This window comes from Niastella soli (assembly GCF_017742245.1).
GTDB classification, from domain to species: domain Bacteria; phylum Bacteroidota; class Bacteroidia; order Chitinophagales; family Chitinophagaceae; genus Niastella; species Niastella soli.
Map to the genome: position 1 here is coordinate 57,789 of NZ_JAGHKO010000024.1, position 23,244 is coordinate 81,032.

Below are 23,244 nucleotides of genomic sequence, written 5' to 3' on the forward strand. Positions count from 1 at the left end.
CACTTTGTTTAATAGTATTTCAAATAGGATTCCCCCCTCTCGACGCCTACCCATTCAATTCTTACCTGACGCAAATACCAGTATACCAGTAACCCCGACAATGTTCCTATTAAAGCACCGGCCGTTACATCGGCCAGAAAATGCTGTCCCAGGTAGATGCGGGAATAGCCAGTAATAATAGCGGTGATCAGATAAATGAGTGAAAAACGTTTATCCTTTGTGTTCAATGCAAGGATGGTGGCAAGGGCAAAAACCGAAGTGGTGTGACCCGATGGAAAACTGGTCGTGCCCGTATGAGTTATGCCTTCTATAAAATAAGGGTACTCGGCATTGGAAATAATGGCATGCGGCCGGGGTGCCTGTACTGCCCGTTTTAATAGTTGTGAAACAATGCCTGAGAACAGGTAACTCGTGATCACCTGCATGGCCAGGGCAGTTCTTTCCACCAGTAACAGGATTAAAAAAATGGCAATGGAAAAAACGCCATCGCCCAGTAAAGTATAATTCTGAAAAAAAGTATCCAGGTATAGTGTATGGATTGAATTAAGACTGAAAAAGATCTCTCTGGAAGAAAAAACGGCCAAACTAATTCCGCTTATGGTGAATACGATAAGCAAAACACTCCAGAATGCAGGATCAGCTTTACATGTACGAATAAATCCCTTCACGGTTTTTGACAAAATTATCCCGGGTGTGCTACCCCAATGTTACAGCAACGTTATCAGTATGTTACGCACATTTAGTAGAATAGGCGGTATCCCATTAGTAATTACTGTAATTTCGGTGCAAAATTTACGTGACCCCGCGGAGACCGCGGGGTATTGTTGTAAGTAATTCAATCACATGTACTGGTACGAAGACGACGTCAAAAAACTGGAAGCATTAAAAGGAACTTTACCATATACCCCCGAAACAATTCTGTACGGCAGTTCCTCCATCAGATTATGGACAGATATGTACGAAGACCTGAAACCGCTTCATCCCGTTAATCTGGGTTTTGGCGGTTCCACCCTGGCAGCCTGCGTTTGGTTCTTTGATCGCATCATGGAGCCCTATGCGCCCCGTCACATTGTTTGTTATGCCGGCGAAAACGACCTGGGCGATGGTCGCACGGCCGAAGAAGTGTATATCTTTTTCTGTCAGTTCCTGGCCTGTTTAAAAAGAAGGTTTCCTGATGTGCCCATGACATATATTTCTATAAAACCCAGCATTACCCGCTGGAGCCTGGAAAAAACAGTGCGCTATGCCAATCAGCTGATCAAGGCTGAGATTGAAAAAAACAACGGGCATTATTATTACCTCGATGTGTTTGATCGCATGCTGGATGCAAATGGTCTTCCCGTAAAAGATTTATATGACGCCGATGGCTTGCATTTAACCAGAAAGGGGTATCTTATATGGAAAGACGTGTTGCTGCAGCATTTTGCAACAATCTTCAAAATTTCATAACAGGCATGTAACAAGCTTTTTGCTGAAATTACCTGTCATTTGAGTAAGTAATGACGCGCAAGTATTATAAGTGGTTTAGTCCTTCTCTTTACAGGCACATGGAATTGCTTGTTTTCGGTCATGCCGGAGCATCAGTGCTTTTTTTCCCCACCCGCACTGCCCGCTTTTATGATTATGAGAACTGGAAGATCGTAGAAGCGTTACGCGATAAAATAGAGCAGGGGATTTTGCAATTATTTTGTGTAGACAGTGTTGATATAGAAAGTTTTTATGCGCCTGTTCCCCCCAATGAAAAAATTGCCCGCCATCTCCAGTATGAATACTACATTTTAGAGGAAGTGTTACCCCTTATAATGTTCAGGAATAAATTCACCACGCTCACTGCGGCGGGGTGTAGCCTCGGTGGTTACCATGCCATGAACATTGCCTTTAAATACCCGGAATATTTTAATAAAGTGCTGGCCATGAGCGCCCGATATGATCTTACGTTATCTGCTCATTCTTTCCCCGATCTGTTTAATGGGTATATCGATGAGAAGATATACTACAATATGCCCAGTATGTATATGCCCAATTTAACCGATACGGCTATGTTGAACAGGATCCGAAAACTCTCGATCAGTATGGTGGTGGGCAAGGAAGATCCCTTTTATGAAAACAACCTGCAATTAAGTACCGTGCTTACCGGTAAAGACATTCAGCATACGCTGTATGTGTGGGACGATGAAGCTCATCGGCCCTATCACTGGCGAAAAATGGTACGGTTGTATTTATAGGGCAGAAGGCAGAAGGCAGAAGGCAGAAGGCAGAAGGCAGAAGGCAGAAGGCAGAAGGCAGAAGGCAGAAGGCAGAAGGCAGAAGGCAGAAGGCAGAAGGCAGAAGGCAGAAGGCAGAAGAATTTTGGAGACGCAAGATAGTGATTAGTCTCAATAGTCGCGAGTTATGTTTGCCGTTTGCCGTTTCACGTTTGCCGATAATGTGGCAATCACAAAATGATCAATTGCCTGATCGCGCTTCTTGTAATAAAGGAATTTTCCGGTAAGCTGACTGATATGGAAATGCGGGAATTGCTGCATTACCTGCACCTGGTATCCCAGCCGTTTTAATGAATCTACTTTTACCTGTGACGTATATACCACTATATTGTTTTTAATGGTATCCAGCTGATGGGTATCGATCTTATGTACAGGTCTTTTATAATAAAACTGAAAAGCATATTCCGAAGATACCCCATTAAACATATACACCGGCCCCTGGTGTACTACATTCAGGGTAGCCGCCGCCGCATTGCCCGACTGGTACTTAAACAAGGCCGGGTAGAACAAGGTATTCAAAAACAGGTTCACCACCATTATTACTGCGAACGATCTGAGCAGTACAGGCTGTAAGGAATTTCCAGGAAACAGACGCATGATGACAAATCCCCAAAACGCCAGTATAACAACAGTCAGGACCTGGAACGGAAGACCTACTATAAAAAGTAAACCAATACACGCTGCAAAAAACAGGTAGTACAAAGTGTTCTGGGTGTATGAAATTGCCTTCAACAAACCCTTGTGCTGAAGATTTAACAACCAGGTAGCCAGTATTATGGCAAAAAACGGATACAGGATATTTAAATAGTGCGGTAGCTGAAAACGCGATAAAGAAAATACCAGAAAGCCGGTCAGGGAAATGCCGCTGCAGATATAATTGCCGGTTTTTGCAAGACGCGTTTTGTAATTCTTTATTGAATCTCCCACCATCATAAAAAAGATGACTGACCAGGGAAGGAAGGCCCATAAAAGAGTATGAACGTAGAATAATTTATCACCCTTGCCCTTTATAGGACCAGTATTGAAAAAGCGACCAAACTGGCTATCCCAGAAAAAGAAGCGAATGCCGGAAACATGGTGTTGCCCGAAGACCAGTTTTTCGGGGTGTTGGTCAAATTGCAGGTACAAAGCGATCAACTCTGGCAGTATAAACACGAGCATCAGTATAATACTCAGCCACCAGCGATAATTAAGGAATTGTTTCCAGTCTTTTTTAATTATCCATTCTATAACAAAACCCGCCATTACCATACAGGCAATGAATATGCCCTTTGTCATTACAGCAAAAGCCAGTAATAAAGAGCCGGCCACATAATGTGTTAACTTATTATTGCGATAGGCCAGGTAATAATAATAGGCGGCACCGATCATTAGGCCGGTTAAAAAAGGTTCGGCCCGAACATCGTTGTTGGAAAGAATTAAATGCTCTATGGAAATGTAAATGAGTACTGCCCATTGAGCGGTTTGCTTATTATATAATTTATTGGCAAACGCATAAGTGTAGTACATACCTGCCAGCCAGAATAATAGTCCCGGCAATTTATAAGCAAATGAATTTATGCCAAAGAGTTTGAAACTAAATGCGGTGATCCAGAAAGGGAAATGCGGTTTGTCGAGCCAGTCATTGCCTTCCATCATCAGTTTAACATAGTCGCCACTTTGCGCCATGTTTTTGGCAATGGTGGCATACAGCGCGCCATCCGGTTCAAGAATGGGCAACAGTAAACCACTGGCATTCACTATAACACCAATGATGGCTAACCAGATGAACCAGTTATCAAAAGGGAACTCCCCCTTTTGGGGAAGTTTCGGCGAGGGTAACAACTTCATATCGATTTAAAAGCTAGGGCAAACTTAAGGAAGGATTTTTTAAATACTTATCATAATCCCGTTTAACCCAGGCTTCAAATAATTTAAACATACACAAACCGGAAAAAATGCCCAATGTGCCGCCACCAACTATGTCGAGCGGAAAATGTTTACCAACATATACCTGTGCCAGCCCGATGGAAAAAGCCCACAGCCACAGCCAGTGCCACCTTTGCTGCTTTAAATGAAGAACAGTAAAGAACCAGAAGGTGGCCAGTCCAAAATGATTGGCCGCATGTGAAGAAGGAAAGGAATATTTACCACCACAACCAATGATACCACGGATCACAGTGGTCATATCCTCATCATAACAGGGACGTAACCGTTCAAAATGATATTTAAGAATACCACCGCTGGTGAAATCAGTGATGGCAAAACATAATAAGGTCAAACAAAGGAACTTTAAACCCGTTGGCCTGTCGAGCTGGTAAGTCCAATATAACATGAACATGTATATAGGTATCCAGGTGTATTGATTGCGCAGTAATAGCATAATGAAATCGAGCCAGCGGGCGCTCATGTCTTTGTGAATAAAAGTAAAAGCAATTTTGTCAATGTGATCGAGCCAGTCGAAAAAATACATTCCTGGTAATTTTAATGGTGAAAATAGTAGCGGTATATGATGTCACTTTTACCGGTGTATTAAGTGTGTGTGATCATATACGTTGGAATAATATATATGCCGGGTGGTGTATTAAGTAATTATTTATTGTACCTTTTTCTTAACAATCAGTTAATCTGGCTCTGCCTGTATTGTATAATAACTTGCATGCCAATGAGAGAGTTGAACACGGATTTGGTATTGATAACTGACATCCGGTCGGGTTGTGAGAAGGCGTTCTTATTGGTGTACCGTCAGTTTCACGAAAAACTGTATTTCTATTTTCTGCAAAAGACCCGGTCAGAGGATGTAAGCGAAGAATTGGTGCAACTTACTTTTATAAAACTCTGGCAATACCGGCAAAGTTTAAATCCCCAACTTCCCATCTCCCAGCAAGTATTCCGCATTGCAAAAACCACGTTGATAGATGTATTACGCAAAAAAGCTGCTAACAGGCTTGTTCCAATTGAAACCATGGCAACTATTGACCTGGTGGAAGAAGAGAACAGCGCAAACGCTGAACACCAGGTAGAACTGGTGCAGGCCAGTCTGTCGCATTTGTCGCCCATGCAACAAAAGATCCTGTCGTTCAGACTGGAGGGGTTGTCGAACAAAGAAATTGCCGGACAAATGGCCATTTCCAAAAAGACGGTAGAAAACCAGGTGAACCGCGCCATCAGGAGTATAAAGAAGAAGGCTAAGATCTCCTTTGTTGTTTTGCTCCTGCTTAATCTGCTTAACGCCTAAATATAACAGGTGGGGTTTGGCAAGTTGGCGAAGGCTCTCCTTGAGCGATAATTCAGGGTGGATGCTCCCCAGTCGGTGGAGGATCCACCCTTTTCAATATTAAAGAATTGTTGCCCGTGGGTGTAAACGCATCCGTAAAACGTAATCTTTAATAACAGCACACCGAAAAGTATACGATGCAAGTAACGAAAGCTTTATTGGTAAAATTTATAGAGAACAGATGCAGCAGGAAGGAAGCGGAACTGGTCTACGACTACCTGATGAACAATCCGCATGCACTGAATGAATTACTGAACGAAGCCGACTGGGAGGCGTACAACTCAAATGGTGTTGTTGAAAAACAACGAAGTGAGCACTGGTTTGCCGCCATCCAGCAACAAAAAGGGAATGGCAACATAATAACCCTGAAAAAAGTATTGCGTTTTTCTGCGGCTGCAGTGGTCTTGCTGACAGTTAGTTTGGGTGCTTATCAATTTATAAAACCGGCCGGTGAAAAAACTGCGCCACTGGTGACGATTGTACGCCCCGAAACTAAACCGCCTGCCACAAAACAAAAGCGATTTGTAAACAGTGGCAGTAAACCGGCTACTTATACATTGACAGACGGGTCAGAAATAACCCTGTATAAAAACAGTATCCTTGAATGTAACCAGCCATTCGATAGCAGTAAACGAGACCTGGTATTACATGGCGAGGCATTGTTTAAAGTGGCGAAGGATAAAACCAAACCCTTTACGGTGTATACCGATGATTTTTCAACCACCGCATTGGGCACGGAATTTACTATCAGGGCCTATTATGAACAACGCCAGTCGAGCGTAAAATTGTTAAGTGGGAAAGTAGTAGTAAAGAACCTTCAAATCGCCGCTGATCCGGTTTATATGAATCCCGGTGATGAATGTTTCTTTAAAGCAGATCACAAAACACTGGAATTGCATACTATAAAGACAATGTCGGTTAGCAAGCCGGTTATGCAATATGAGCAGGCTGTTGTAGAAACGGAAGAGGCCATTGTGTTCTCAAATGCTCCTTTGCAACAGGTATTCAACAAGATCAGTGGTCTTTACCATATAATTATAAGAGTGGAGGGAAAGCAGCTGGAGAACAGGAAGTTTACAGGCACACATTTGAAAAGTGATCCACCCGATGATCTGTTGAGTACCATTGCCTGGTTGAACAATTTACAGTTAACCAAAGAAGGGAATGATTTCCTGTTACAGTATAACGAATAGCATACAACGGGTTAGTTAATACGCTACATAAAATTGGCAGGATCTATAGTAACACCTCTTTAACCGGGAGGGAACGCCAGTCCTATGCCCTATGATCAACCTGCAATTGAAAAATTAATACAAAATACGCTGATATGCGACACATGTACCAAAACCTGAAATGGGTCAGTTGTATACTATGGCTGCTCATTGCGCAACTCTCTTATTCGCAGGAAAAACAACCTGCAGTAAAAGGGATCATTAAAAATCAAAAAGCAGAACCACTCGAAGGGGTCTCTGTATTAATTTAAAACAGAAAAACACAATTTAAAAAGATTGCTTTAACCGATGCTGCCGGCACATTTGTAATTAATGAGCTGGAAGGGGAAGGTTCTTACAGCTTTACTTTTACCTATGTAGGATATGATAAGAAAACCCTGACCGGGTATCGTTATAAAAAAGGCGAGATGATCACCCTGGCCATCAAGCTGGAACCCGCCAGTAGTGCTATGGAGGATGTGGTGGTCGTTGGTTATGGTACAACCCAAAAGATCAATTTGACCGGCGCGGTTGACCAGGTAAGCGGGGAGGAACTGGAAAACCGTTCAGTGCCTTTGAAGGTTTGCGCTTTTATGATCTGGTAAGATGGCACAAGGGTGACCTGCTGTCAATGCCCTGGAAAGGTTTTTATGTGCCTGCCCTTGATGTGCCTATGGACCTGAACGGCGATGGCAAAAATGATGTGTGCTTTTACAAAACGTTGCCCACCACCCAGGAAAAAGGTGTTACCTATGTAAATGTAAGCGCCACCTTGTCGCCAAACAATACCGCCAATCCACAACGATTGTCTAACGACACGTATGGCGAGTTGACCTGGTTGAATACGATAAAGCGGGACTGGCAAGAGAAAAAATATGTATATCCGGTGCCCCAGGCTGATATTGTAATAAATCCGGCCCTGGACCAAAATCCGGGATGGAAATAAATGCAATAAATTTTATGATGGAGCAAGCGTCGGCTTGTGCCATTATAGGGCGCAACTTAAAGGTGGGTCACTCTTTCAGAGTGGCTCACCTTTAAAAGGTGAGCCACCCTTTAAGGGTGACCCACCCTTATATCTTATTTTCGTAACAAATAACCTTATATAATGGCAGTAAAGAAGATTACGTTTTTCACTATTGCGTTTTTTTGCGTGGTGCTTGTACAGGCCCAGTCGCTCGTAGTGGGCACCTTTAATTTGCGGTACGACAATCCCCGCGATACCGGTAACCTGTGGGTAAACCGCGCGCCGATTGTTGCTTCCCTTATTCAGTTTCACGATTTTGATGTGCTGGGTACCCAGGAAGGATTACGGAACCAGCTTGATGATATAAAAAATGCATTGCCCGATTATACTTATTATGGTATCGGTCGTGATGATGGCCAAGCCAAAGGCGAACATTCAGCCATCTTTTATAAATCCGCTAAATTCAATGTGCTCAAAAGCGGTGATTTCTGGTTAAGCGCCACCCCTGAAAAACCTGGACCCGGCTGGGATGCCCACCTGAACCGCATCTGTTCCTGGGTGCAATTGCAGGATAAGAAATCTAAAAGGAAATTCTATTTCTTCAATGTGCACTACGATCACCAGGGTGTACAGGCCCGCCGCGAAAGCAGCTTGCTTATTCTAAAGAAAATAAAAGAGATCGCAGGCAATGACCCCGCTGTATTTACTGGCGACCTGAATGGTGGCCATGACAGTGAATGGTATCAAAGCCTAAGCAATTCCGGCTGGTTAAAAGATACCTATAAACAGGTGGCTCATCCTTATGCCAATAATGGTTCTTTTAACAGTTTCGGTACCGCTTTGCAACGCACGGAGATAATCGACCACATCTTTATTACTGCGCCATTTACCGCGCAAAAATGGGGTATCCTGTCAGATCATTATCATGGCAAATACCCATCTGATCATTATCCGGTGCTGGCTGTAATTAAATTATAATTAAAACAGACCTAGGGGCGAGCTTAGACCAATTGGTCGGGGCTCGCCTTTTTATTTGGTAACTTTTCAACTACCTTGCCTGCTATGCACGAAGATCTAATTCTACTGATAGGGCAGCATATAAAATCGAAACGAACTGATAAGAACATTACTCTGGAAGAACTGGCCAACAGGGCAGGGGTCACCAAAGGTTTGATTTCTCAGATCGAAAACAACCGTACTGTTCCCTCCTTGCCCGTACTGTTTAATTTAATACATGGGTTGAATGAAGACATCAAAACCTTCTTCGATGATATGCATGAGCATTTCACCAATGGACATGTATTAATTGTTCGAAAGGGGGAAGAAAAGACATTTGAAAAAGAACCGGTAAAAGGGTTTTCTTACAAACGGATACTCACCAAAAGTCTCATTACACAGGCGGTTGATTTTGTGTTGCTGGAATTGAAAAAAGGGGCCGGAAGAAAACAGATGATCCGTACCGATGCCTTTGAATGTAAACATGTTTTAAAAGGAAAGATCGAATACGAAATAGAAAAAGAAAAATTCATCCTGGAGGCTGGGGACACTTTATTCTTCGATGGGCGGGCCCGTCACAGACTACGCAATATAGGTACGTCAGACGCATCGCTGCTAGTGGTTTATTTCTTTTGACGGCAAATGGGCCCTCCTTCGCTAAAGCTTCGGCGGGCGAATCAATGGGAGGCGGGCAGGCTCCACCATCCTCGTCAGCTGATCATCTGATCAACTTCCTATTTCATACCTCTTACTATCTATATAAATTCCTTTATCAACTCTTTCAACCCTATTTGTTACCTATCAACTTCTTCCTCCTTGTCAACTGATCAACCGACCAACTAATGTCTATATGTAGAATTTATTAATACTATACAATCGTTTAGTATGTGTATACAATTAATATTTTCATAAAACAGCTTTAACACGTCCTTTACAGCATCCTTCTACGTGCATGTAATGGTGTCACAAAACAGCCGGTACGAACTAACGGTGGAGGATTCCCATGAATACGGGTTATCGCCTGATCCATTCGATAAGACCAGCATTAATCAATTGATACTTGATTACTTACAAACCTTTGCCCGGTTCAAGACCAATGCCATTACCGCCACCTGGAATGGGGTGTATGCAAAACTTACCAACGGAGAAAACCATCTGTTTGAATCGCCCGAGTCAGGGGTTTATATTTTTAATGGGCTGGGAGGGGCAGGTATGACCCTCTCGTTCGGATTGGCGGAAGAAATTATCGCTGCTTTGTAAGTTATTGAGAAACAGCAGTCTTTTCTTTCTTTGCTGCTTTTTTACGACGAGCTGATTTATCTTTTTTAGGAGCTTCTTTTTTCAGCACTTTAGCAATGTCGCCGGCCAGTTGCTTACTAACCTTATCTAACCGGTTTTCGAGTTTTTTATCTTTTAAATGGTAATCAGTAAGGCTACCGGTTAATTTTTCATAGACAACTTTGGAAAGCTTTTTCTTAGATACTTTTCCTGATGCAGGTTGTTTTTTTGTAGTGCTCATGCAAGAATAGTTTTTTAAAGACTTAATATAAAGATAACAAAAGGGTAATATTCCCAATGTTAAGTTTTTGACCAAAAATCCAATACCGGTATCTGATAAATCTTGTATAAGATAAATTTGGTAACAGTGATTTAATATTGGACTTTCTATGTAAAGGCTACCTTGCGGCGATTTTGACCATATAAACTAACTGCATGAAATGGACCCTGATAAGCAACGTATCAACCGGCATTAAGGAATATCATCTGATAAAGGATGAGTCGGTACTGGCTGTAATGAAATTCAGCATTGAGCAACAATCGGTACGTATTTCATATGAAGAAGAACGACTGGTATATTTTATGGAAACAGCAGGCAATGCCAATCGCCTCGTTTTTAAAAATGTGTATGGTGTTGATCAGGGAAAGTTTGCCCACCATAACCACAATAACACCGGCCGCCTTGAGATCAACAATCAGATCTTCGACTATAATATTGTAGACAATAGTCAGCCAAAGCTCATCATTCATCAGCATAACAAACAGGAACCACTGGCAGTATGTCAAATACCGGCTAGCTCCCCACGACAAACTTCGTTTTTTGAACAGGCTGGAATTGTATTGGGTATTTGCCATTTTGCCAATATGGCTGCAGTAAGAAAAACGCAGGAGGTATTATAAAGGATACGGCTGGTTATTTGTGCCGTGGAATTATTCACATCTGCCATGTCAGATTATATTTTTCATCAATAAACTAGCGACTTTACAGCCAGCCAGATTTTTCTGGATACCTAAGTAGGTAAAAGATTTTGAAGAAAAGGTGCCGTAAAACTAGCTAAAAAATAATAAGGCTAACCAGGTCTGCAGACCGTAGATAGCCTATATTGTTCTTCGTTTTGTAAAAAGTATGTCCCTATTTAGCTTGCCTGTAGCTTTGGAAGCGTTTCTAAGGAAAACAAGCCGGTTTATCCATCAGTTAAGTGAGGAAATGCTGAGGCTTTGCGTTACCTTATCTTCAGCAAGATGTACAAAATCGGCAAACTCTTTTATGGAAACATAATCTTTTTTCTTTCGGCCCAATTCTTCCCGAATAGTTTGTAATAATCGCTGTGCGGTGCGAATGTTTATGCCAAGGATCTTGGTGATATCATTGGTATGTATTACCAGACGTTGAGTGGTTGTTTTAGAGCTGGCGGATGCTTTTTTTACAGTCTTTTTCTTTTTAACGGCAGCCTTCTTTTTTGGAGCAGCTGCTTTTTTCTTTACCAAAACGGTCGTTCTTTTTGCAGCAATGCGTTTCTTTTTAGCCATGCTGTTCAATACATTTAATTGGTTAAGCCAATAGTGGCAAGTTGGCTTACTAATCTGAGCTATGTGTACAAAACTTCCAAAGTGAAAGAATTAGAAGTTTTATTGATCTGACTGTGTAAATTAAAGGACTTTTTGAAATCAGGCAAATAAAAATGCTATTTGAAACCTATACTATTGTAATACTGCCCTGAAACCAATTTACCAGCGCCAGGTTTCAGAAAGCAACCACGCTGATAAAAAGAGGTAGGGGTAGTTAATGCTCATGGCGTGCCAGGTAGGAACATTATGAGCTAAAGGTGTTTGTTGCAACTGATCATGATTCAGCAAATCAGGGTTAGTTTTTTTAAGAAATGGCTATATTATTGGGGTTTATCGAATTTGTTTTATTATACGCCATTCATGACCATCAAAAGTAATCATGACAGGTTTGTTGAAAGCAACCGGCAAATGGGCAAGTGGAATCTTATATGCATTCCATTATGAGATGGAACGGTATTGTAATAACACCAATCGGATTTTTATTGAGGTTAAAAGGTGTATAACGGGTCAAACATCCGCCCGTCCAATGGTTGAACGGATTGTAAATATTCTTACTGCAATTAGGCTGCAGTTAATATTAACTTTTTGCATGTGTTCATATTTTGATAACAGTATAATTTAAAGCGTTGGTATAATTTGCACATCTCTGTTATAGTTATGTGGCAGGACCGACCAAATAAACCGAAAGCCCAATCCCCCAATACTGATGAACATCTCTTTAATGAATGGTATCATCAGCATTGGGAGCTATTATTTAAGCTGGCCTGTAAGAAAACAGGGTCGTCTGATGACGCATACGACCTGGTGCATGATCTTTTTGCCGACATCTGGCGCAATATGCCTAAGATAACCGATGATACCACCATTAGGTCTTACCTGGTAGCCTGTTTGTACAATAAGATCTTCAATTATTTCCGGTCAAAAGGGTTAAGGGAAAAGCACTATAAAAATCTGGAAACCTTTTTAACGCATCAGTCTATTGCCGCCCCTAATTATACACTGGTACAGGAGGAGCAGCATCAGGAAACCATCCATCAGGCTATTGAAAAAGAAATCACGGGCATGCCTGACAAAATGAAAAGGATCTTTATCCGGAATTATTATCATGATCAATCAATTGCCGAAATAGCAGGCGAATTATCACTTTCCCGGCAAACGGTAAAGAACCAACTCCATATTGCTTCCAAACGTTTACGCCGGGCTGTCAGGCAGTTTGCAGTACACATTTTCAGTATTTTCCCGTAAATTGGCTGAATGAGATACTCAATCAGCGATGGATTTCCCTACTATATTGAATTATTAGGCGACAGGGATTATATTCAATTATTCAATTCAAAGGAACATGTAAACCTGCTCAAAGCACTCACCGATGAGCAGGCTGCTTTTAGGTACGCACCAGGTAAATGGAGTATTAAACAGATCATCGGGCACATTACAGATCACGAACGCATTATGACCTACCGGGCATTGCGTTTCAGCAGAAAAGATAAAACGCCTTTACCTGGTTATGACCAGGATACGTTTGTTGATAACAGCCGTTTTGATGAACTTCCTGTTAGCCAGTTGGTAACTGATCTTGAAAATGTAAGAAACGCCTCTGTCAGTTTCATCAATTCCCTCTCCCAAACGCAACTGGCGCTTACCGGCACCGCCTGGAAATATGAACTTACTGTAGAGTCATTCCTGAAGGCTACCATTGGTCACGAATTGCACCACATGAATGTTTTAAAGCACCTTTACTCGCCCGCGCTCCCTTAACATTTTGGTAATATACACGGCATGGTACTATCTGCCGTCCGTGTTATTACTATGATGTATGAAACAAAGCCCCCTACCAGTTGAAGAACTTATTCAACGGTTCAGGAATAATGAATGCACTCCCCAGGAAATCGAGTTATTACAGCAATGGATGGCCCAGCTCGATCTCTCTGATGAATTGACCATACTGTCGCCAGAACAGCTGGATGCGGTTAAAAGCCGTATGCACCTGCAATTGATGAGCGAACGTACGATAGTGCCTGAACGTCACAGATTGCCGTATCGTCGTCGTTTGCTGGTAGCTGCCAGCTGGCTGGTATTGGCAGTTTCTACAATATTAATATGGTATTTTAACCGGCCATCTTTTCCCGGGAATGCCGATAATAAACCCCTTTTCACTGTTATAGAGAACAATCATGCCGGCATCAGGCGCGTCACACTGCCAGATGGTTCGCAGGTATGGTTAAATATGTATTCCCGTCTGGAATTTGACCCCAAACAATTCAACCGCACCAGGCGCCTGGTGAAACTATCAGGCGAAGGTTTTTTTGAAGTAGTTCCTTCTCTGGAACCTGGTACCGCCAATAAAAAGATCCCGTTTGTTGTTGAAACCGGCAGCTTGCATACCCGCGTATTGGGAACTGCTTTCAATATTGAAGCTTATGAACAGGAATCTGAAGTACGGGTTTCCCTGGTTCATGGGAAGGTGGCGTTGGATGATACCGCTACCGATCAAACAACCGAGCTTTCTCCCAATCATATGGTGCGATATTCAAAGCAAACTCAATCATGGGAAGTGTTGCCTGTAGAAGCTGCCAATGTAGCACTATGGACACAAGGTTACCTGGTCTTTAATGAGGTACCCCTGAAAGAAGCCCTAGAACGGGTTGAAAACAGCTATCAGGTACATATAGAATATGAACCTGCACTGGTACAACATAAACGCATTACGGCCAGTTTCCGCAACAGCACCTGGTCAACAGTTCTCACTAATATTCTCTTTGTACATGACCTGCAGTTTAAAAAAGCAGGGGAGAAGATTGTCGTTGTCAGGAAGTAAGGAGCTCCGCATACAAATAGCTATTAATACTGTAAATAAAGCCATCAGAACAAGACTGTGATATGAATAAACTAACTGGTATACTAACTGTAATCATTTTTTTCTCCTTTCACCTGTTTTCATTTGGACAGGTCATTACTTTAAAAGATAAGATCTCCATTCAGTTAAAGAACACCACGGCTGCCCAGGTTATTGAAGAACTGGACAGACAAAGCAATTATACATTTTCCTATACCCGCGAACAGCTGGAGAAGATTGCGATTAAATCATTCGTATTCGACAACACTTCGTTGGGTGTAGCATTGGATAACCTTCAACGCCTTGCCAATCTTGAATTCAATTTGCTGGGTAATACCATTGCCGTAAAGGTTAACGCAAAATCAGCGACTGTTCCAGTTCAGGCCAGTCAGGGAAAGCCTGGTAAGCTCATTGGTGTTGTACGCAATGAGAAAAATGAGGTAATGCCCGGTGTGACGATCATTGTGGATGCGACAAACAATTCAACTACTTCTTCAATCAATGGGGATTATGCACTGACACTTCCACCAGGAACGTATACTTTATTGTTTTCATTCGTAGGATATCAATCTAAAAAGATCACCGATGCGGTGGTAAATGAAGATGAGATGACCGACCTGAGCGTTGTGCTTACGGCAGCTTCAAAACAGATGCAGGCCGTGGTGGTAACCAGTGGCGCCCGTAGGGAAAGTACCCGCTCCTTACTGCTGGCGCAAAAGAACAATGCCAGTATGACGAATGGTATAAGTGCTGAGCAAATACGCGTTACACCCGATAACAATACCGCACAGGTATTAAAGCGCGTAAGCGGGATCACCGTACAGGGTGAAAAGTTTGTTACTATACGCGGCGTAAGTGACCGTTACAATAATGTATTGATCAATGGAGCCACTTTGCCCAGTACTGAGCCTAACAGAAGAAATTTCAGCTTTGATATTGTTCCCAGTGCACTGGTAGATAATATTGTAGTGAATAAAACCGCCACTCCCGATCTGCCCGGTGAATTTACCGGTGGACTTATACAGATCAATACCAAAGATGTACCCGTTGAAAACTTTCTAAATCTGACAGTAGGAACTGGCTTTAACTCTGCCAGCGTGGCTAAGGAATTCATTGGGTTCAAACGTGATAAAAAGGCATATCTGGCCAACGTGGATGGAGATAGAAAGTGGTTTGGCGACGGAAGAATATTTCAACAGCAGGAATATGTAAAATACTATGGGAGTAATGATACGGCAGCTATGCGTAAAATAGGCGCGCAAATCCCCATTCGGTGGCAAGCCTATCGATATAATTATACGCCGCAGCAAAATTATCAGCTTGCTGGGGGCGTGAACAAACACTTAAAGAATAACTCCGTAATAGGTGCAATTGCGGCAGTCACCTATTTGAATGAACAGTTTTATGAAGAGGGCGAAGCCCGCAGTCTTCAGAACTTTGACGTATCCTCAGATCGCTACCGCTTTAACACCACTATAGGCGGCTTATTGAATATAGCTTACAAATCGAAACGGCATAAACTGGCCTGGAAAAATCTGTACAATAACCGCTACAGCAATCAGTACGACGAACGGTATGGGTATCAGTTCAATAGCGGCAGAGGTATTGAGAACCGTACGGGAGAAGTAACATTGACAAACCGCTTGTTACATACCCGGCTTGAAGGCGATCATAATTTGATAAAGGGTATTAAACTTGATTGGTATGGTGATTATATAACCTTGAGACGGGAACAGCCTGACGGGCGTTTTTTAGTTGCTGAAGAACAGGATTCTTTGGGGAAACATGTATATGGTTATGATTTTAATACCCGGTTGTTGCTATATGGTGGATTATATTCTTCCCTGTTGGATGAAAAACGGAAAAATACCGGCGGTAATCTGAACATTCCTTTCAACCTTGCAAAAGAAAAACAAAACTTTAAAATAGGGTATAGCTGGTCAAAACGGGAGGCTGATTATGATGCTACAGGCTTGAGAATATTGAATCCGAACGGTTCTGACTATGCTCAGTCTAAAAAGGGCTTACCTTATTACGAAGTTATTAACCGGAACGCTATAACCAGCGGCCAGCTAGTTTATACACCAACTTATGTAAGGTCAGAAACTACGGGTGATCAGTATACTGCCAGTCAGAAGTTGCAGGCATCATACGCCATGCTTGATCTTAAACTGTTAAAACAGCTTCGACTGGTGGGAGGTATGCGGTATGAAAACAATAAAATGACTGTTTCTACCGTGTTTTACGACGTTCTTACCGGTTATCCGGTATTTAAAGACTCCTCTTATTACGAAAAAGACTGGCTGCCATCAGCTAACCTGATCTATAGCGTAACCGATAAGTTTAATATACGGGGTGCTTTCAGTAAAACACTGGCAAGACCCGATTTTGTAGAGCGGTCTCCATATGTGTATTATGATTTTATGGAGCAGGTACAGGTAACCGGGCAGCAATCACTTGAGGTGTCACGTATCAAGAACTATGATCTTCGTTTTGAATATTATCCTTCTGGTAATGAAATAATTTCCGCTTCCGTGTTTTATAAAGATTTTTCCAATCCTGTTGAACGCTTTTATAACCTGGGTAACCCGAGCAACAGCGTGGAATACAGAAATCTGTATAGCGCCACCGCCAAAGGATATGAAATAGATATCCGTAAATCTCTGGGATTTATTGACCCCGGTACTCCCTGGCTCCAAAATCTGTATATCAGTAGTAACTACACGTACCTGAAAGGCGAGATCAATTATGCTGTAACCTCCAGTCCTTTTACCTTGAAAGATACCTTTTACGTGGAAAAAGGAAAACGGCCCATACAAGGCTTGTCGCCATACATCATCAATGCAGGGCTTAATTATCAAAACAAAACCTGGGGATTCAATATCGCGTATAACCGCTTTGGTCGCAGAATTGTAAATGGCGGGACCAATCCGCTTTTAATTCAGTATGAAAATTCAAGGGATGTGGTAGACCTGCAGTTGAGCACCAGAGTATTGAATCAAAAAGCAGAATTAAAACTCAATGTGTCCGACCTGCTGAACCAGTACATCATTATCTATTGTAATAATGTTAATAGAAATCCTGACGGTTCACGCAATCCTGGTCTCGGCGGAAACGATGATCCCAAAGGGGAAGCATTTAATGAAGCGCTTGATCTGATAATTTATAAGGCCAAAAAGGGGACTAATTTCAGTGTGAGCCTAAGCTTTAAATTTTAAGATTATCTAACGATAATAATATTATAAATCTTTTACGAGTCAAAATATGAAACGCATTTGTTCGATCATAATCAGTTTACTAATTACAGGTATTGCATTCAGTCAACCATCAATTACCCCAGTATTCGTTCCTCAATATATGCAGGGGACCGGTAATCAGAATGCTGCTGATGACCGTAAAGTCCCTTTTGCATGCAGGTTAACTATCAATGGTTTAACTGCTAATGCAACGTATCGTTATTATAATAAATTTGTTGCTGATCCCAATAGCACAGGCATTAATGGTGATGGCAATTACATAATTGTTAAACAATCTGACCGGTTTTACCGGGTCACTGCGGCTTCCCTGTCTGGTGCCAATAAATACGGCGAATTTAAAACAGATGCAAATGGATCTTACACCGGATGGTTTGCCGGCGAAGCCAATACTGAATTGACTTTTGCTCCAGGTAATAAAGTGTATGTCCGGATCATAACCAATAATGGTTCTGGGGGAAGCGGGGTTGTAAATAGAATAACGGCAAGCAGCAGTCCTATTACCGTTATTAATTTTGGCAATGGCGCTTCTGCTAATACAGGTACCGGGATCCGCAGCACGCCGGCCGCATCGGGTACTGCCCGGAATTTCGTGATGCTTTATGATAATACAACAGGCGCTGGCCGTCCGCTAGCTGGGACTTTTATTGAAAGCGATACAACTGATAATACCGTTGCAAACGGGTATGTGCCTTTTTATGAAAGTTGGGTAAATGGTGTAGAGAAAGCCTGGGGTACCATTATACCTAATAACCTGCCCAATGGCATTCAAAAGATCGTACAATATAGCCTTGCAACCGGCAATAAAGTGGGAAGTAAAACTTCCGCCAGCGGCAGTTGGGCAAAAGAAGGCGGTGGTACATTTAGTACGGTGAATTACAATGGTGCCGATATTTTGGTAATAGACGGTGCTGCCGTACCATTAAGCCCACCTGCAGCACAAACCATTACATTTAATGACCTTGCCAAAAAATATGGTGATGTGGATTTCGATCCGGGAGCCACTACTAGCTCAGGATTGCCTGTTACGTATGTTAGCAGTAATACCGGCGTGGCAACCATATTAAATGGTAACACTGTACATATTGTTGGCGCGGGAACCACGGATATTACTGCTACACAAGCTGGTGATGATGACTTTACGCCCGCTACAGATGTTTTAAAAACATTGACTGTAAATAAATCCGATCTCACTGTTAAGGCTGATAAAAAATATTGGGTACTGGGAACAACTATGCCACAGTTAACCGTAAGTTATACTGGTTTTGTTTATGGCGAAGACGAGCACGTGCTTGCTCCCAGACCCCAGATTGTCACACCGGCGGATGCTTCTTCTCCTTTAGGCTCTTACCTTATTACCGTAAGTGGGGCCGGTTCGCCTAATTATAATTTCATCTATGAAAGCGATACTATACATATAGTCCCTAATAAACAATCCCAACAGATCACCTTCACTGCGTTTCCCGGTAAAGTATATGGAGATGCAGACTTTAGTCCGGTAGCAACCGCCAGTTCAAAATTACCCGTAACATTTACAAGTAGCGATCCTAATGTGGCTACTTATGATGCAGTAAACAATAAAATACATATTGTAAGGGAAGGTACTACTATAATTACCGCATCACAAATTGGTGATCAAAATTATCAGGCGGCCCAGAATGAGGTCCAGGTATTAACGGTTAACAAAGCAATTGTTACCATTAAAGCTATAGATACAATCCGGCTGGTTGGTCAGTCCAACCCCACATTCAGACTGACCTATACGGGTTTTGTAAATGGAGAAAACAAGAGTGTTCTAACAACCCAGCCAAGTGTAACCACTACTGCGCCTGATAATTCAATAATACCAGGCACCTTTCCAATTGAAGTAAAGAATGCTGCAGCTGTCAATTATGATTTTAGTTATATGAATGGAACATTGACAGTATCCAATAAATTACCACAAACAATCAGTTACCCTGCTTTGCCTGTCAAAAAATACGGCGAGGCTGATTTTAAAGCAGGGGCAAAAGCCAGTTCAGGGCTTGCAATTGTGTATACAAGTAGTAATGCCAACGTAGCAACTATTGTAAATGATTCGATGATACATATGGTTGGAGTAGGCTCCGCCGATATCACGGCATCACAACCTGGCAATACAATTTATGACCGTGCGGCAAATGTTATACAAACCCTGACTGTGCAGAAGCCAGTCCTGGTCATTAAAGCCAATAACCAAACAAAGAACGAAGGCCAGGCCAATCCACAGCTTACTGTAACCTACAGCGGTTTTGTAAACAACGATGATTCCAGTAAGTTGGCGAATTTACCCATTGTAACAACCGGCGCAACAGCTAATTCAATGGCAGGCACGTATACCATTTCAGTGGAGGGAGCCGTGTCACCCAATTATACAATTCGCCAGCAAAACGGTACGCTTACAGTGTTGCCACCGCAAGGGGAAGGGCAGGATAATTTATACGCTTACGTCAGCAGTCCGGGCCAGCTCCAGGTGAATGTTTATGCAGCTAATGTTGTAAAAGTTTATGTTCAGCTTTTTGACGGGAATGGAACAAGACTGGTAAATACACCGGTGACACTCGTTAAAGGATTCAATACCTATCGTATTCCAATCGGGAATCTGACAGCAGGGATATACAATGTGCGGGTGGCAGGTAATGAGTTAATGCAGAAAACCAAAGTGATCATTAGATAATTTGATAAGTAATTGGTTGATGAACAGAATTAAAACTAACAAATGAAAAAGTTCAATATGTTCCGCTATATTTCTTTCTTTTCTTTCCTGCTTATTGTTGCCATGCGGGCGAACGCACAGGAGAATGGCAATAATATTGGTATTACAACAACAGCCGTTCCTTTTCTGCGCATTTCGCCAGATGCCCGCGCAGGAGGTATGGGTGACGCCAGTATCGCTATCAGTCCGGACGCCAATTGTGGTTTTTACAACCTGGCCAAAACGCCTTTTGCGAAAAACAGATCAGCTATTGGGGCTACCTATACTCCGTGGTTAAGAGAAGTGGCAGATGACATGTACCTGGCTACGCTGGCGGGTTTTCATAAACTGAATGAAGGGGAGGTGGTGTCTGCCTCGCTGCGCTATTTCAGTGCAGGCAATATAGCACTCATAGATAATAATGGTAATAAATTACAAACAGCCAATCCCCGGGAGTTTGCTTTTGATGCAGGCTATTCCCGGAAGCTGTCTGATAAATTTGGATTGGCAGCCGCATTGCGTTATATCCACTCCAATCTGGCAACCGGTTCTGTCAATGGTACCAGTTACAAAGCAGGCAATGCGGTGGCCGCAGATCTTTCTGTTTATTATAATGGACAGAATGACAACAATCGTGGATGGACAGCCGGTATGACTTTGTCCAACCTGGGGACCAAGATCGGGTATACTGAAAATACAGCCCAGAAAGATTTTCTGCCTGCCTCTTTAGGCATTGGAGCTGCCTATAGGGAAGCATGGGACGAGACCAATTCAATTACATTCGCCCTGGATGTAAACAAACTATTAGTGCCAGAAGTGCCACAAAATGAAGAAGGCATGGCTGCTTACCGGGAAAAAACTGTAGTGGGCAGCTGGTTTAATTCATTTGGCAATGAAGCCTGGCAATTAGGATTTGGCGCTGAATATGGGTTCAAGGAACTGTTGTATTTACGGTTGGGATACAACAGTAAAACCTATTCATATGGGAACTGGCAATATGTTACTGCCGGGGCTGGAGTTAGATTCAATATGGCTACCGTTAATTTTTCTTACCTGATTCCGACAGGCAATAAAACAAGCAGAAATCCTTTGGCTAATACTGTGCGATTTGGGTTGCTGTTTGGCCTGAATTGATCTTCCTGATTTGAAGCAATGAATGAGTAGGTGTTACATGTATAACCGAATAATGCAAATGCAATTTAATTTGTATAGTGTATTATATTGGGCGTACTGTTATTGCATATCCTAAACCGTTATATTAACTAAACAATAACTAATTGCTAATTCGTGGCAGTAGTGCCTTTTTATATTCTTTCGGAATGTAAATTTACAAAAGCAACGATGCATATCCGAAATCATGAAAAGCCATGAATCCCCAATCGCTGAAATCAGCATTCACATGTAAAAGGTTACCTGTTTCATATTTCATTGTTTAATTGTTAGATTGTTTAACTTTCAAAATTTCGAGATTATTTATGAAAAAACAATTCCTTGTCCTGGTAGTTGCTGTGGCTGCTACCGTTAGCTGTAAAAGAAATATCGATAATTTTGCTCCCCGGGGAGCCAATGCGGGCCCTAACCCCGATGGTCTTCCTGAGTCAGTATTGCCCCTTGTTATTGATGGTGATAAAACATTAACCAGCGATACTCTTTGGGTACTTGACGGTAAAACCTATGTTAAAAATGGTGTACTTACCATCGACGAAGGAACCCGCATTGAAGGTGTAAAGAAATCAACCAATGATTCAGCTTCTGCTCTGATCATTACACGTAGTGGCCAGATCGACGCTCAGGGTAGCTCAAGCAATCCCATCATTTTCACTTCACACCAGGAAACAGCTGCAGTAGGTGACTGGGGTGGTGTGGTGATCCTGGGTAGCGCTCCCATCAACAAGCCTGACACCTCTATTGAAGGTATCAATCTGCCAAGTGTTCCAGATGGCGTTGATATTAAATATGGCGGTGGCTCTGCTAACGCGGGTGATGAGAATGATAATTCAGGTACATTGCGTTTCGTGCGTATTGAGTATGCCGGAGCCGCCATTGCACCTAACAATGAATTGAACGGTTTAACCCTGGGTGGTGTTGGTCGTGGTACTACACTTGACCACATAGAATCGGCTTTGGGTGCTGATGATGCATTCGAGTTCTTCGGTGGTACTGTAGATGCTAAATACCTGATAGCTTATTCTCAGAATGACGATGCATTTGATTTCGACTTTGGTTACAAAGGAAGAATTCAATTCGCCGTTCATGTACGTAGAGAAGCTGAAGTGTTTGCTGATGGGAACGGTATCGAAAGCGATAATGATGGTCAGTCTTCAAGCGCTTTACCAAATACGCAAGCTCAGATCTCCAATATGACTGTATTGGGTTTGAAAGATGCTTCAACAGCTTCTAACAGAGGTTTATTGAATGCAGCTCGCCTTCGCAGAAACACGAACTACCTGATCCATAACTCAGTATTTGCAGGTTATCCTAATGGTATCGCTTTTGATGCTGGTGGTACTCCTGGTACCGGTTCGTATGCAAGCAATTTTGCTTACAATACCGTACATGGTTATAACAGCGTTACTACAACAATCAGTCTGCCTACTAACAATGACGGGGTCCTGGGTGGCGATGCTAACACTTTGTTGTCGTTGATCGATCCTTTCAATCAATCAGCACCTGATTTCAGACCAGCAGCTTCTTCCAGTCTGGTAACGGCTTCTACTTATTTTGGAGATTTCCAGAACGCCGATGGTTTCTTTGATACTGGCGCAACTTTCCGTGGTGCTTTTGCCGCAACCGGCTTTAACAGCACCTGGGATAGAGGTGGCTGGGCAAAGTACAACTATTAATAATTCTAATTCCTGAAATTGAAACAGGTAATTTTTTAACTACCAGGTTTTGCCTCC

Annotated in this window: 23 protein-coding genes; 18 read left to right on the plus strand and 5 right to left on the minus strand. The window is 42.4% G+C overall.

Annotated features, from left to right (window positions below):
- Positions 1 to 8: 8 nt before the first annotated feature.
- Positions 9 to 668: a phosphatase PAP2 family protein gene (locus J7I42_RS35255; RefSeq protein WP_209144469.1), complete on the minus strand. Its 660-nt coding sequence runs from the start codon at positions 666 to 668 to the stop codon at positions 9 to 11.
- 175 nt (positions 669 to 843) lie between these two features.
- Between J7I42_RS35255 and J7I42_RS33085 the strand changes: the two genes are divergently transcribed.
- Both J7I42_RS33085 and J7I42_RS33090 read left to right on the plus strand, forming a co-directional pair.
- On the plus strand, positions 844 to 1,449 hold the full coding sequence (locus J7I42_RS33085) for a GDSL-type esterase/lipase family protein (RefSeq protein ID WP_209144471.1): 606 nt from the start codon (positions 844 to 846) through the stop codon (positions 1,447 to 1,449).
- A 98-nt stretch (positions 1,450 to 1,547) separates the two neighbouring features.
- Positions 1,548 to 2,225, plus strand: a complete 678-nt coding sequence (locus J7I42_RS33090; RefSeq protein WP_209144473.1) for an esterase family protein — start codon at positions 1,548 to 1,550, stop codon at positions 2,223 to 2,225.
- 150 nt (positions 2,226 to 2,375) lie between these two features.
- Here the strand turns inward: J7I42_RS33090 and J7I42_RS33095 are convergent, their stop codons facing one another.
- Entirely contained in the window at positions 2,376 to 4,094 is a 1,719-nt protein-coding gene (locus J7I42_RS33095; protein ID WP_209144475.1) for an ArnT family glycosyltransferase, read from the minus strand.
- A gap of 13 nt (positions 4,095 to 4,107) precedes the next feature.
- On the minus strand, positions 4,108 to 4,716 hold the full coding sequence (locus tag J7I42_RS33100; RefSeq protein ID WP_209144477.1) for a phosphatase PAP2 family protein: 609 nt from the start codon (positions 4,714 to 4,716) through the stop codon (positions 4,108 to 4,110).
- A gap of 192 nt (positions 4,717 to 4,908) precedes the next feature.
- On the opposite strand from J7I42_RS33100, the gene J7I42_RS33105 reads away from it, so the two are divergent.
- The 8 genes from J7I42_RS33105 (at position 4,909) to J7I42_RS33140 (ending at position 9,954) form a co-directional block, all read left to right on the plus strand.
- Positions 4,909 to 5,481: an RNA polymerase sigma factor gene (locus tag J7I42_RS33105; protein WP_209144479.1), complete on the plus strand. Its 573-nt coding sequence runs from the start codon at positions 4,909 to 4,911 to the stop codon at positions 5,479 to 5,481.
- A gap of 176 nt (positions 5,482 to 5,657) precedes the next feature.
- Positions 5,658 to 6,713, plus strand: coding sequence for a FecR family protein (locus J7I42_RS33110; protein WP_209144481.1), 1,056 nt, complete (start codon positions 5,658 to 5,660; stop codon positions 6,711 to 6,713).
- Positions 6,714 to 6,847: 134 nt separating this feature from the next.
- Positions 6,848 to 7,003 carry a hypothetical protein gene (locus J7I42_RS33115; RefSeq protein WP_209144483.1) on the plus strand — a complete coding sequence of 52 codons (156 nt, stop codon included), beginning with the start codon at positions 6,848 to 6,850 and terminating at the stop codon, positions 7,001 to 7,003.
- A gap of 156 nt (positions 7,004 to 7,159) precedes the next feature.
- On the plus strand, positions 7,160 to 7,336 hold the full coding sequence (locus J7I42_RS33120) for a hypothetical protein (protein ID WP_209144485.1): 177 nt from the start codon (positions 7,160 to 7,162) through the stop codon (positions 7,334 to 7,336).
- Positions 7,337 to 7,362: 26 nt separating this feature from the next.
- Positions 7,363 to 7,677, plus strand: a complete 315-nt coding sequence (locus J7I42_RS33125) for a RagB/SusD family nutrient uptake outer membrane protein (RefSeq protein ID WP_236065636.1) — start codon at positions 7,363 to 7,365, stop codon at positions 7,675 to 7,677.
- A 162-nt stretch (positions 7,678 to 7,839) separates the two neighbouring features.
- Complete coding sequence (locus J7I42_RS33130; RefSeq protein WP_209144489.1) at positions 7,840 to 8,676, plus strand: endonuclease/exonuclease/phosphatase family protein; 837 nt, start codon at positions 7,840 to 7,842, stop codon at positions 8,674 to 8,676.
- An 84-nt stretch (positions 8,677 to 8,760) separates the two neighbouring features.
- Positions 8,761 to 9,330 carry a helix-turn-helix domain-containing protein gene (locus J7I42_RS33135; protein ID WP_209144491.1) on the plus strand — a complete coding sequence of 190 codons (570 nt, stop codon included), beginning with the start codon at positions 8,761 to 8,763 and terminating at the stop codon, positions 9,328 to 9,330.
- Between the two features lie 321 nt (positions 9,331 to 9,651).
- Positions 9,652 to 9,954 (plus strand): FAD-dependent oxidoreductase, encoded by a 303-nt coding sequence (locus tag J7I42_RS33140; RefSeq protein ID WP_209144493.1) that lies wholly within the window; start codon positions 9,652 to 9,654, stop codon positions 9,952 to 9,954.
- A 1-nt stretch (position 9,955) separates the two neighbouring features.
- On the opposite strand, the gene J7I42_RS33145 is transcribed toward J7I42_RS33140, so the two are convergent.
- Entirely contained in the window at positions 9,956 to 10,213 is a 258-nt protein-coding gene (locus J7I42_RS33145; protein ID WP_209144495.1) for a hypothetical protein, read from the minus strand.
- 194 nt (positions 10,214 to 10,407) lie between these two features.
- Between J7I42_RS33145 and J7I42_RS33150 the strand changes: the two genes are divergently transcribed.
- The gene (locus J7I42_RS33150; RefSeq protein WP_209144497.1) at positions 10,408 to 10,872 is read left to right on the plus strand and encodes a hypothetical protein; all 465 of its coding nucleotides are present in this window, start codon (positions 10,408 to 10,410) and stop codon (positions 10,870 to 10,872) included.
- A 291-nt stretch (positions 10,873 to 11,163) separates the two neighbouring features.
- Here the strand turns inward: J7I42_RS33150 and J7I42_RS33155 are convergent, their stop codons facing one another.
- Entirely contained in the window at positions 11,164 to 11,502 is a 339-nt protein-coding gene (locus tag J7I42_RS33155) for a hypothetical protein (protein WP_209144499.1), read from the minus strand.
- Positions 11,503 to 12,198: 696 nt separating this feature from the next.
- Between J7I42_RS33155 and J7I42_RS33160 the strand changes: the two genes are divergently transcribed.
- The 7 genes from J7I42_RS33160 (at position 12,199) to J7I42_RS33190 (ending at position 23,187) form a co-directional block, all read left to right on the plus strand.
- A complete protein-coding gene (locus tag J7I42_RS33160) occupies positions 12,199 to 12,786 on the plus strand; it encodes an RNA polymerase sigma factor (protein WP_209144501.1) in 588 nt (195 codons plus the stop codon).
- Between the two features lie 9 nt (positions 12,787 to 12,795).
- A complete protein-coding gene (locus J7I42_RS33165) occupies positions 12,796 to 13,299 on the plus strand; it encodes a DinB family protein (RefSeq protein ID WP_209144503.1) in 504 nt (167 codons plus the stop codon).
- Positions 13,300 to 13,357: 58 nt separating this feature from the next.
- The gene (locus J7I42_RS33170) at positions 13,358 to 14,359 is read left to right on the plus strand and encodes a FecR family protein (RefSeq protein ID WP_209144505.1); all 1,002 of its coding nucleotides are present in this window, start codon (positions 13,358 to 13,360) and stop codon (positions 14,357 to 14,359) included.
- 62 nt (positions 14,360 to 14,421) lie between these two features.
- The gene (locus J7I42_RS33175; protein WP_209144507.1) at positions 14,422 to 17,595 is read left to right on the plus strand and encodes a TonB-dependent receptor; all 3,174 of its coding nucleotides are present in this window, start codon (positions 14,422 to 14,424) and stop codon (positions 17,593 to 17,595) included.
- A 46-nt stretch (positions 17,596 to 17,641) separates the two neighbouring features.
- Complete coding sequence (locus J7I42_RS33180; protein WP_209144509.1) at positions 17,642 to 20,326, plus strand: MBG domain-containing protein; 2,685 nt, start codon at positions 17,642 to 17,644, stop codon at positions 20,324 to 20,326.
- A 42-nt stretch (positions 20,327 to 20,368) separates the two neighbouring features.
- Positions 20,369 to 21,478, plus strand: coding sequence for a type IX secretion system outer membrane channel protein PorV (gene porV, locus J7I42_RS33185; protein ID WP_209144511.1), 1,110 nt, complete (start codon positions 20,369 to 20,371; stop codon positions 21,476 to 21,478).
- A gap of 341 nt (positions 21,479 to 21,819) precedes the next feature.
- Positions 21,820 to 23,187 (plus strand): hypothetical protein, encoded by a 1,368-nt coding sequence (locus tag J7I42_RS33190; RefSeq protein WP_209144513.1) that lies wholly within the window; start codon positions 21,820 to 21,822, stop codon positions 23,185 to 23,187.
- The last annotated feature ends 57 nt before the right edge of the window (positions 23,188 to 23,244 follow it).

Bases quoted from the DNA above. Each gene is read 5' to 3' on its own strand.
- porV (WP_209144511.1), top strand. From the start codon at position 20,369: ATGAAAAAGTTCAATATGTTCCGCTATATTTCTTTCTTTTCTTTCCTG.
- J7I42_RS33175 (WP_209144507.1), top strand. From the start codon at position 14,422: ATGAATAAACTAACTGGTATACTAACTGTAATCATTTTTTTCTCCTTT.
- J7I42_RS33190 (WP_209144513.1), top strand. From the start codon at position 21,820: ATGAAAAAACAATTCCTTGTCCTGGTAGTTGCTGTGGCTGCTACCGTT.
- J7I42_RS33090 (WP_209144473.1), top strand. From the start codon at position 1,548: ATGGAATTGCTTGTTTTCGGTCATGCCGGAGCATCAGTGCTTTTTTTC.
- J7I42_RS33100 (WP_209144477.1), bottom strand. From the start codon at position 4,716: ATGTATTTTTTCGACTGGCTCGATCACATTGACAAAATTGCTTTTACT.
- J7I42_RS33105 (WP_209144479.1), top strand. From the start codon at position 4,909: ATGAGAGAGTTGAACACGGATTTGGTATTGATAACTGACATCCGGTCG.
- J7I42_RS33125 (WP_236065636.1), top strand. From the start codon at position 7,363: ATGCCCTGGAAAGGTTTTTATGTGCCTGCCCTTGATGTGCCTATGGAC.
- J7I42_RS33180 (WP_209144509.1), top strand. From the start codon at position 17,642: ATGAAACGCATTTGTTCGATCATAATCAGTTTACTAATTACAGGTATT.
- J7I42_RS33095 (WP_209144475.1), bottom strand. From the start codon at position 4,094: ATGAAGTTGTTACCCTCGCCGAAACTTCCCCAAAAGGGGGAGTTCCCT.
- J7I42_RS33135 (WP_209144491.1), top strand. From the start codon at position 8,761: ATGCACGAAGATCTAATTCTACTGATAGGGCAGCATATAAAATCGAAA.
- J7I42_RS33150 (WP_209144497.1), top strand. From the start codon at position 10,408: ATGAAATGGACCCTGATAAGCAACGTATCAACCGGCATTAAGGAATAT.
- J7I42_RS33170 (WP_209144505.1), top strand. From the start codon at position 13,358: ATGAAACAAAGCCCCCTACCAGTTGAAGAACTTATTCAACGGTTCAGG.
- J7I42_RS33115 (WP_209144483.1), top strand. From the start codon at position 6,848: ATGCGACACATGTACCAAAACCTGAAATGGGTCAGTTGTATACTATGG.
- J7I42_RS33130 (WP_209144489.1), top strand. From the start codon at position 7,840: ATGGCAGTAAAGAAGATTACGTTTTTCACTATTGCGTTTTTTTGCGTG.
- J7I42_RS33155 (WP_209144499.1), bottom strand. From the start codon at position 11,502: ATGGCTAAAAAGAAACGCATTGCTGCAAAAAGAACGACCGTTTTGGTA.
- J7I42_RS33160 (WP_209144501.1), top strand. From the start codon at position 12,199: ATGTGGCAGGACCGACCAAATAAACCGAAAGCCCAATCCCCCAATACT.
- J7I42_RS33110 (WP_209144481.1), top strand. From the start codon at position 5,658: ATGCAAGTAACGAAAGCTTTATTGGTAAAATTTATAGAGAACAGATGC.
- J7I42_RS33140 (WP_209144493.1), top strand. From the start codon at position 9,652: ATGGTGTCACAAAACAGCCGGTACGAACTAACGGTGGAGGATTCCCAT.
- J7I42_RS33145 (WP_209144495.1), bottom strand. From the start codon at position 10,213: ATGAGCACTACAAAAAAACAACCTGCATCAGGAAAAGTATCTAAGAAA.
- J7I42_RS33120 (WP_209144485.1), top strand. From the start codon at position 7,160: ATGATCACCCTGGCCATCAAGCTGGAACCCGCCAGTAGTGCTATGGAG.
- J7I42_RS33085 (WP_209144471.1), top strand. From the start codon at position 844: ATGTACTGGTACGAAGACGACGTCAAAAAACTGGAAGCATTAAAAGGA.
- J7I42_RS33165 (WP_209144503.1), top strand. From the start codon at position 12,796: ATGAGATACTCAATCAGCGATGGATTTCCCTACTATATTGAATTATTA.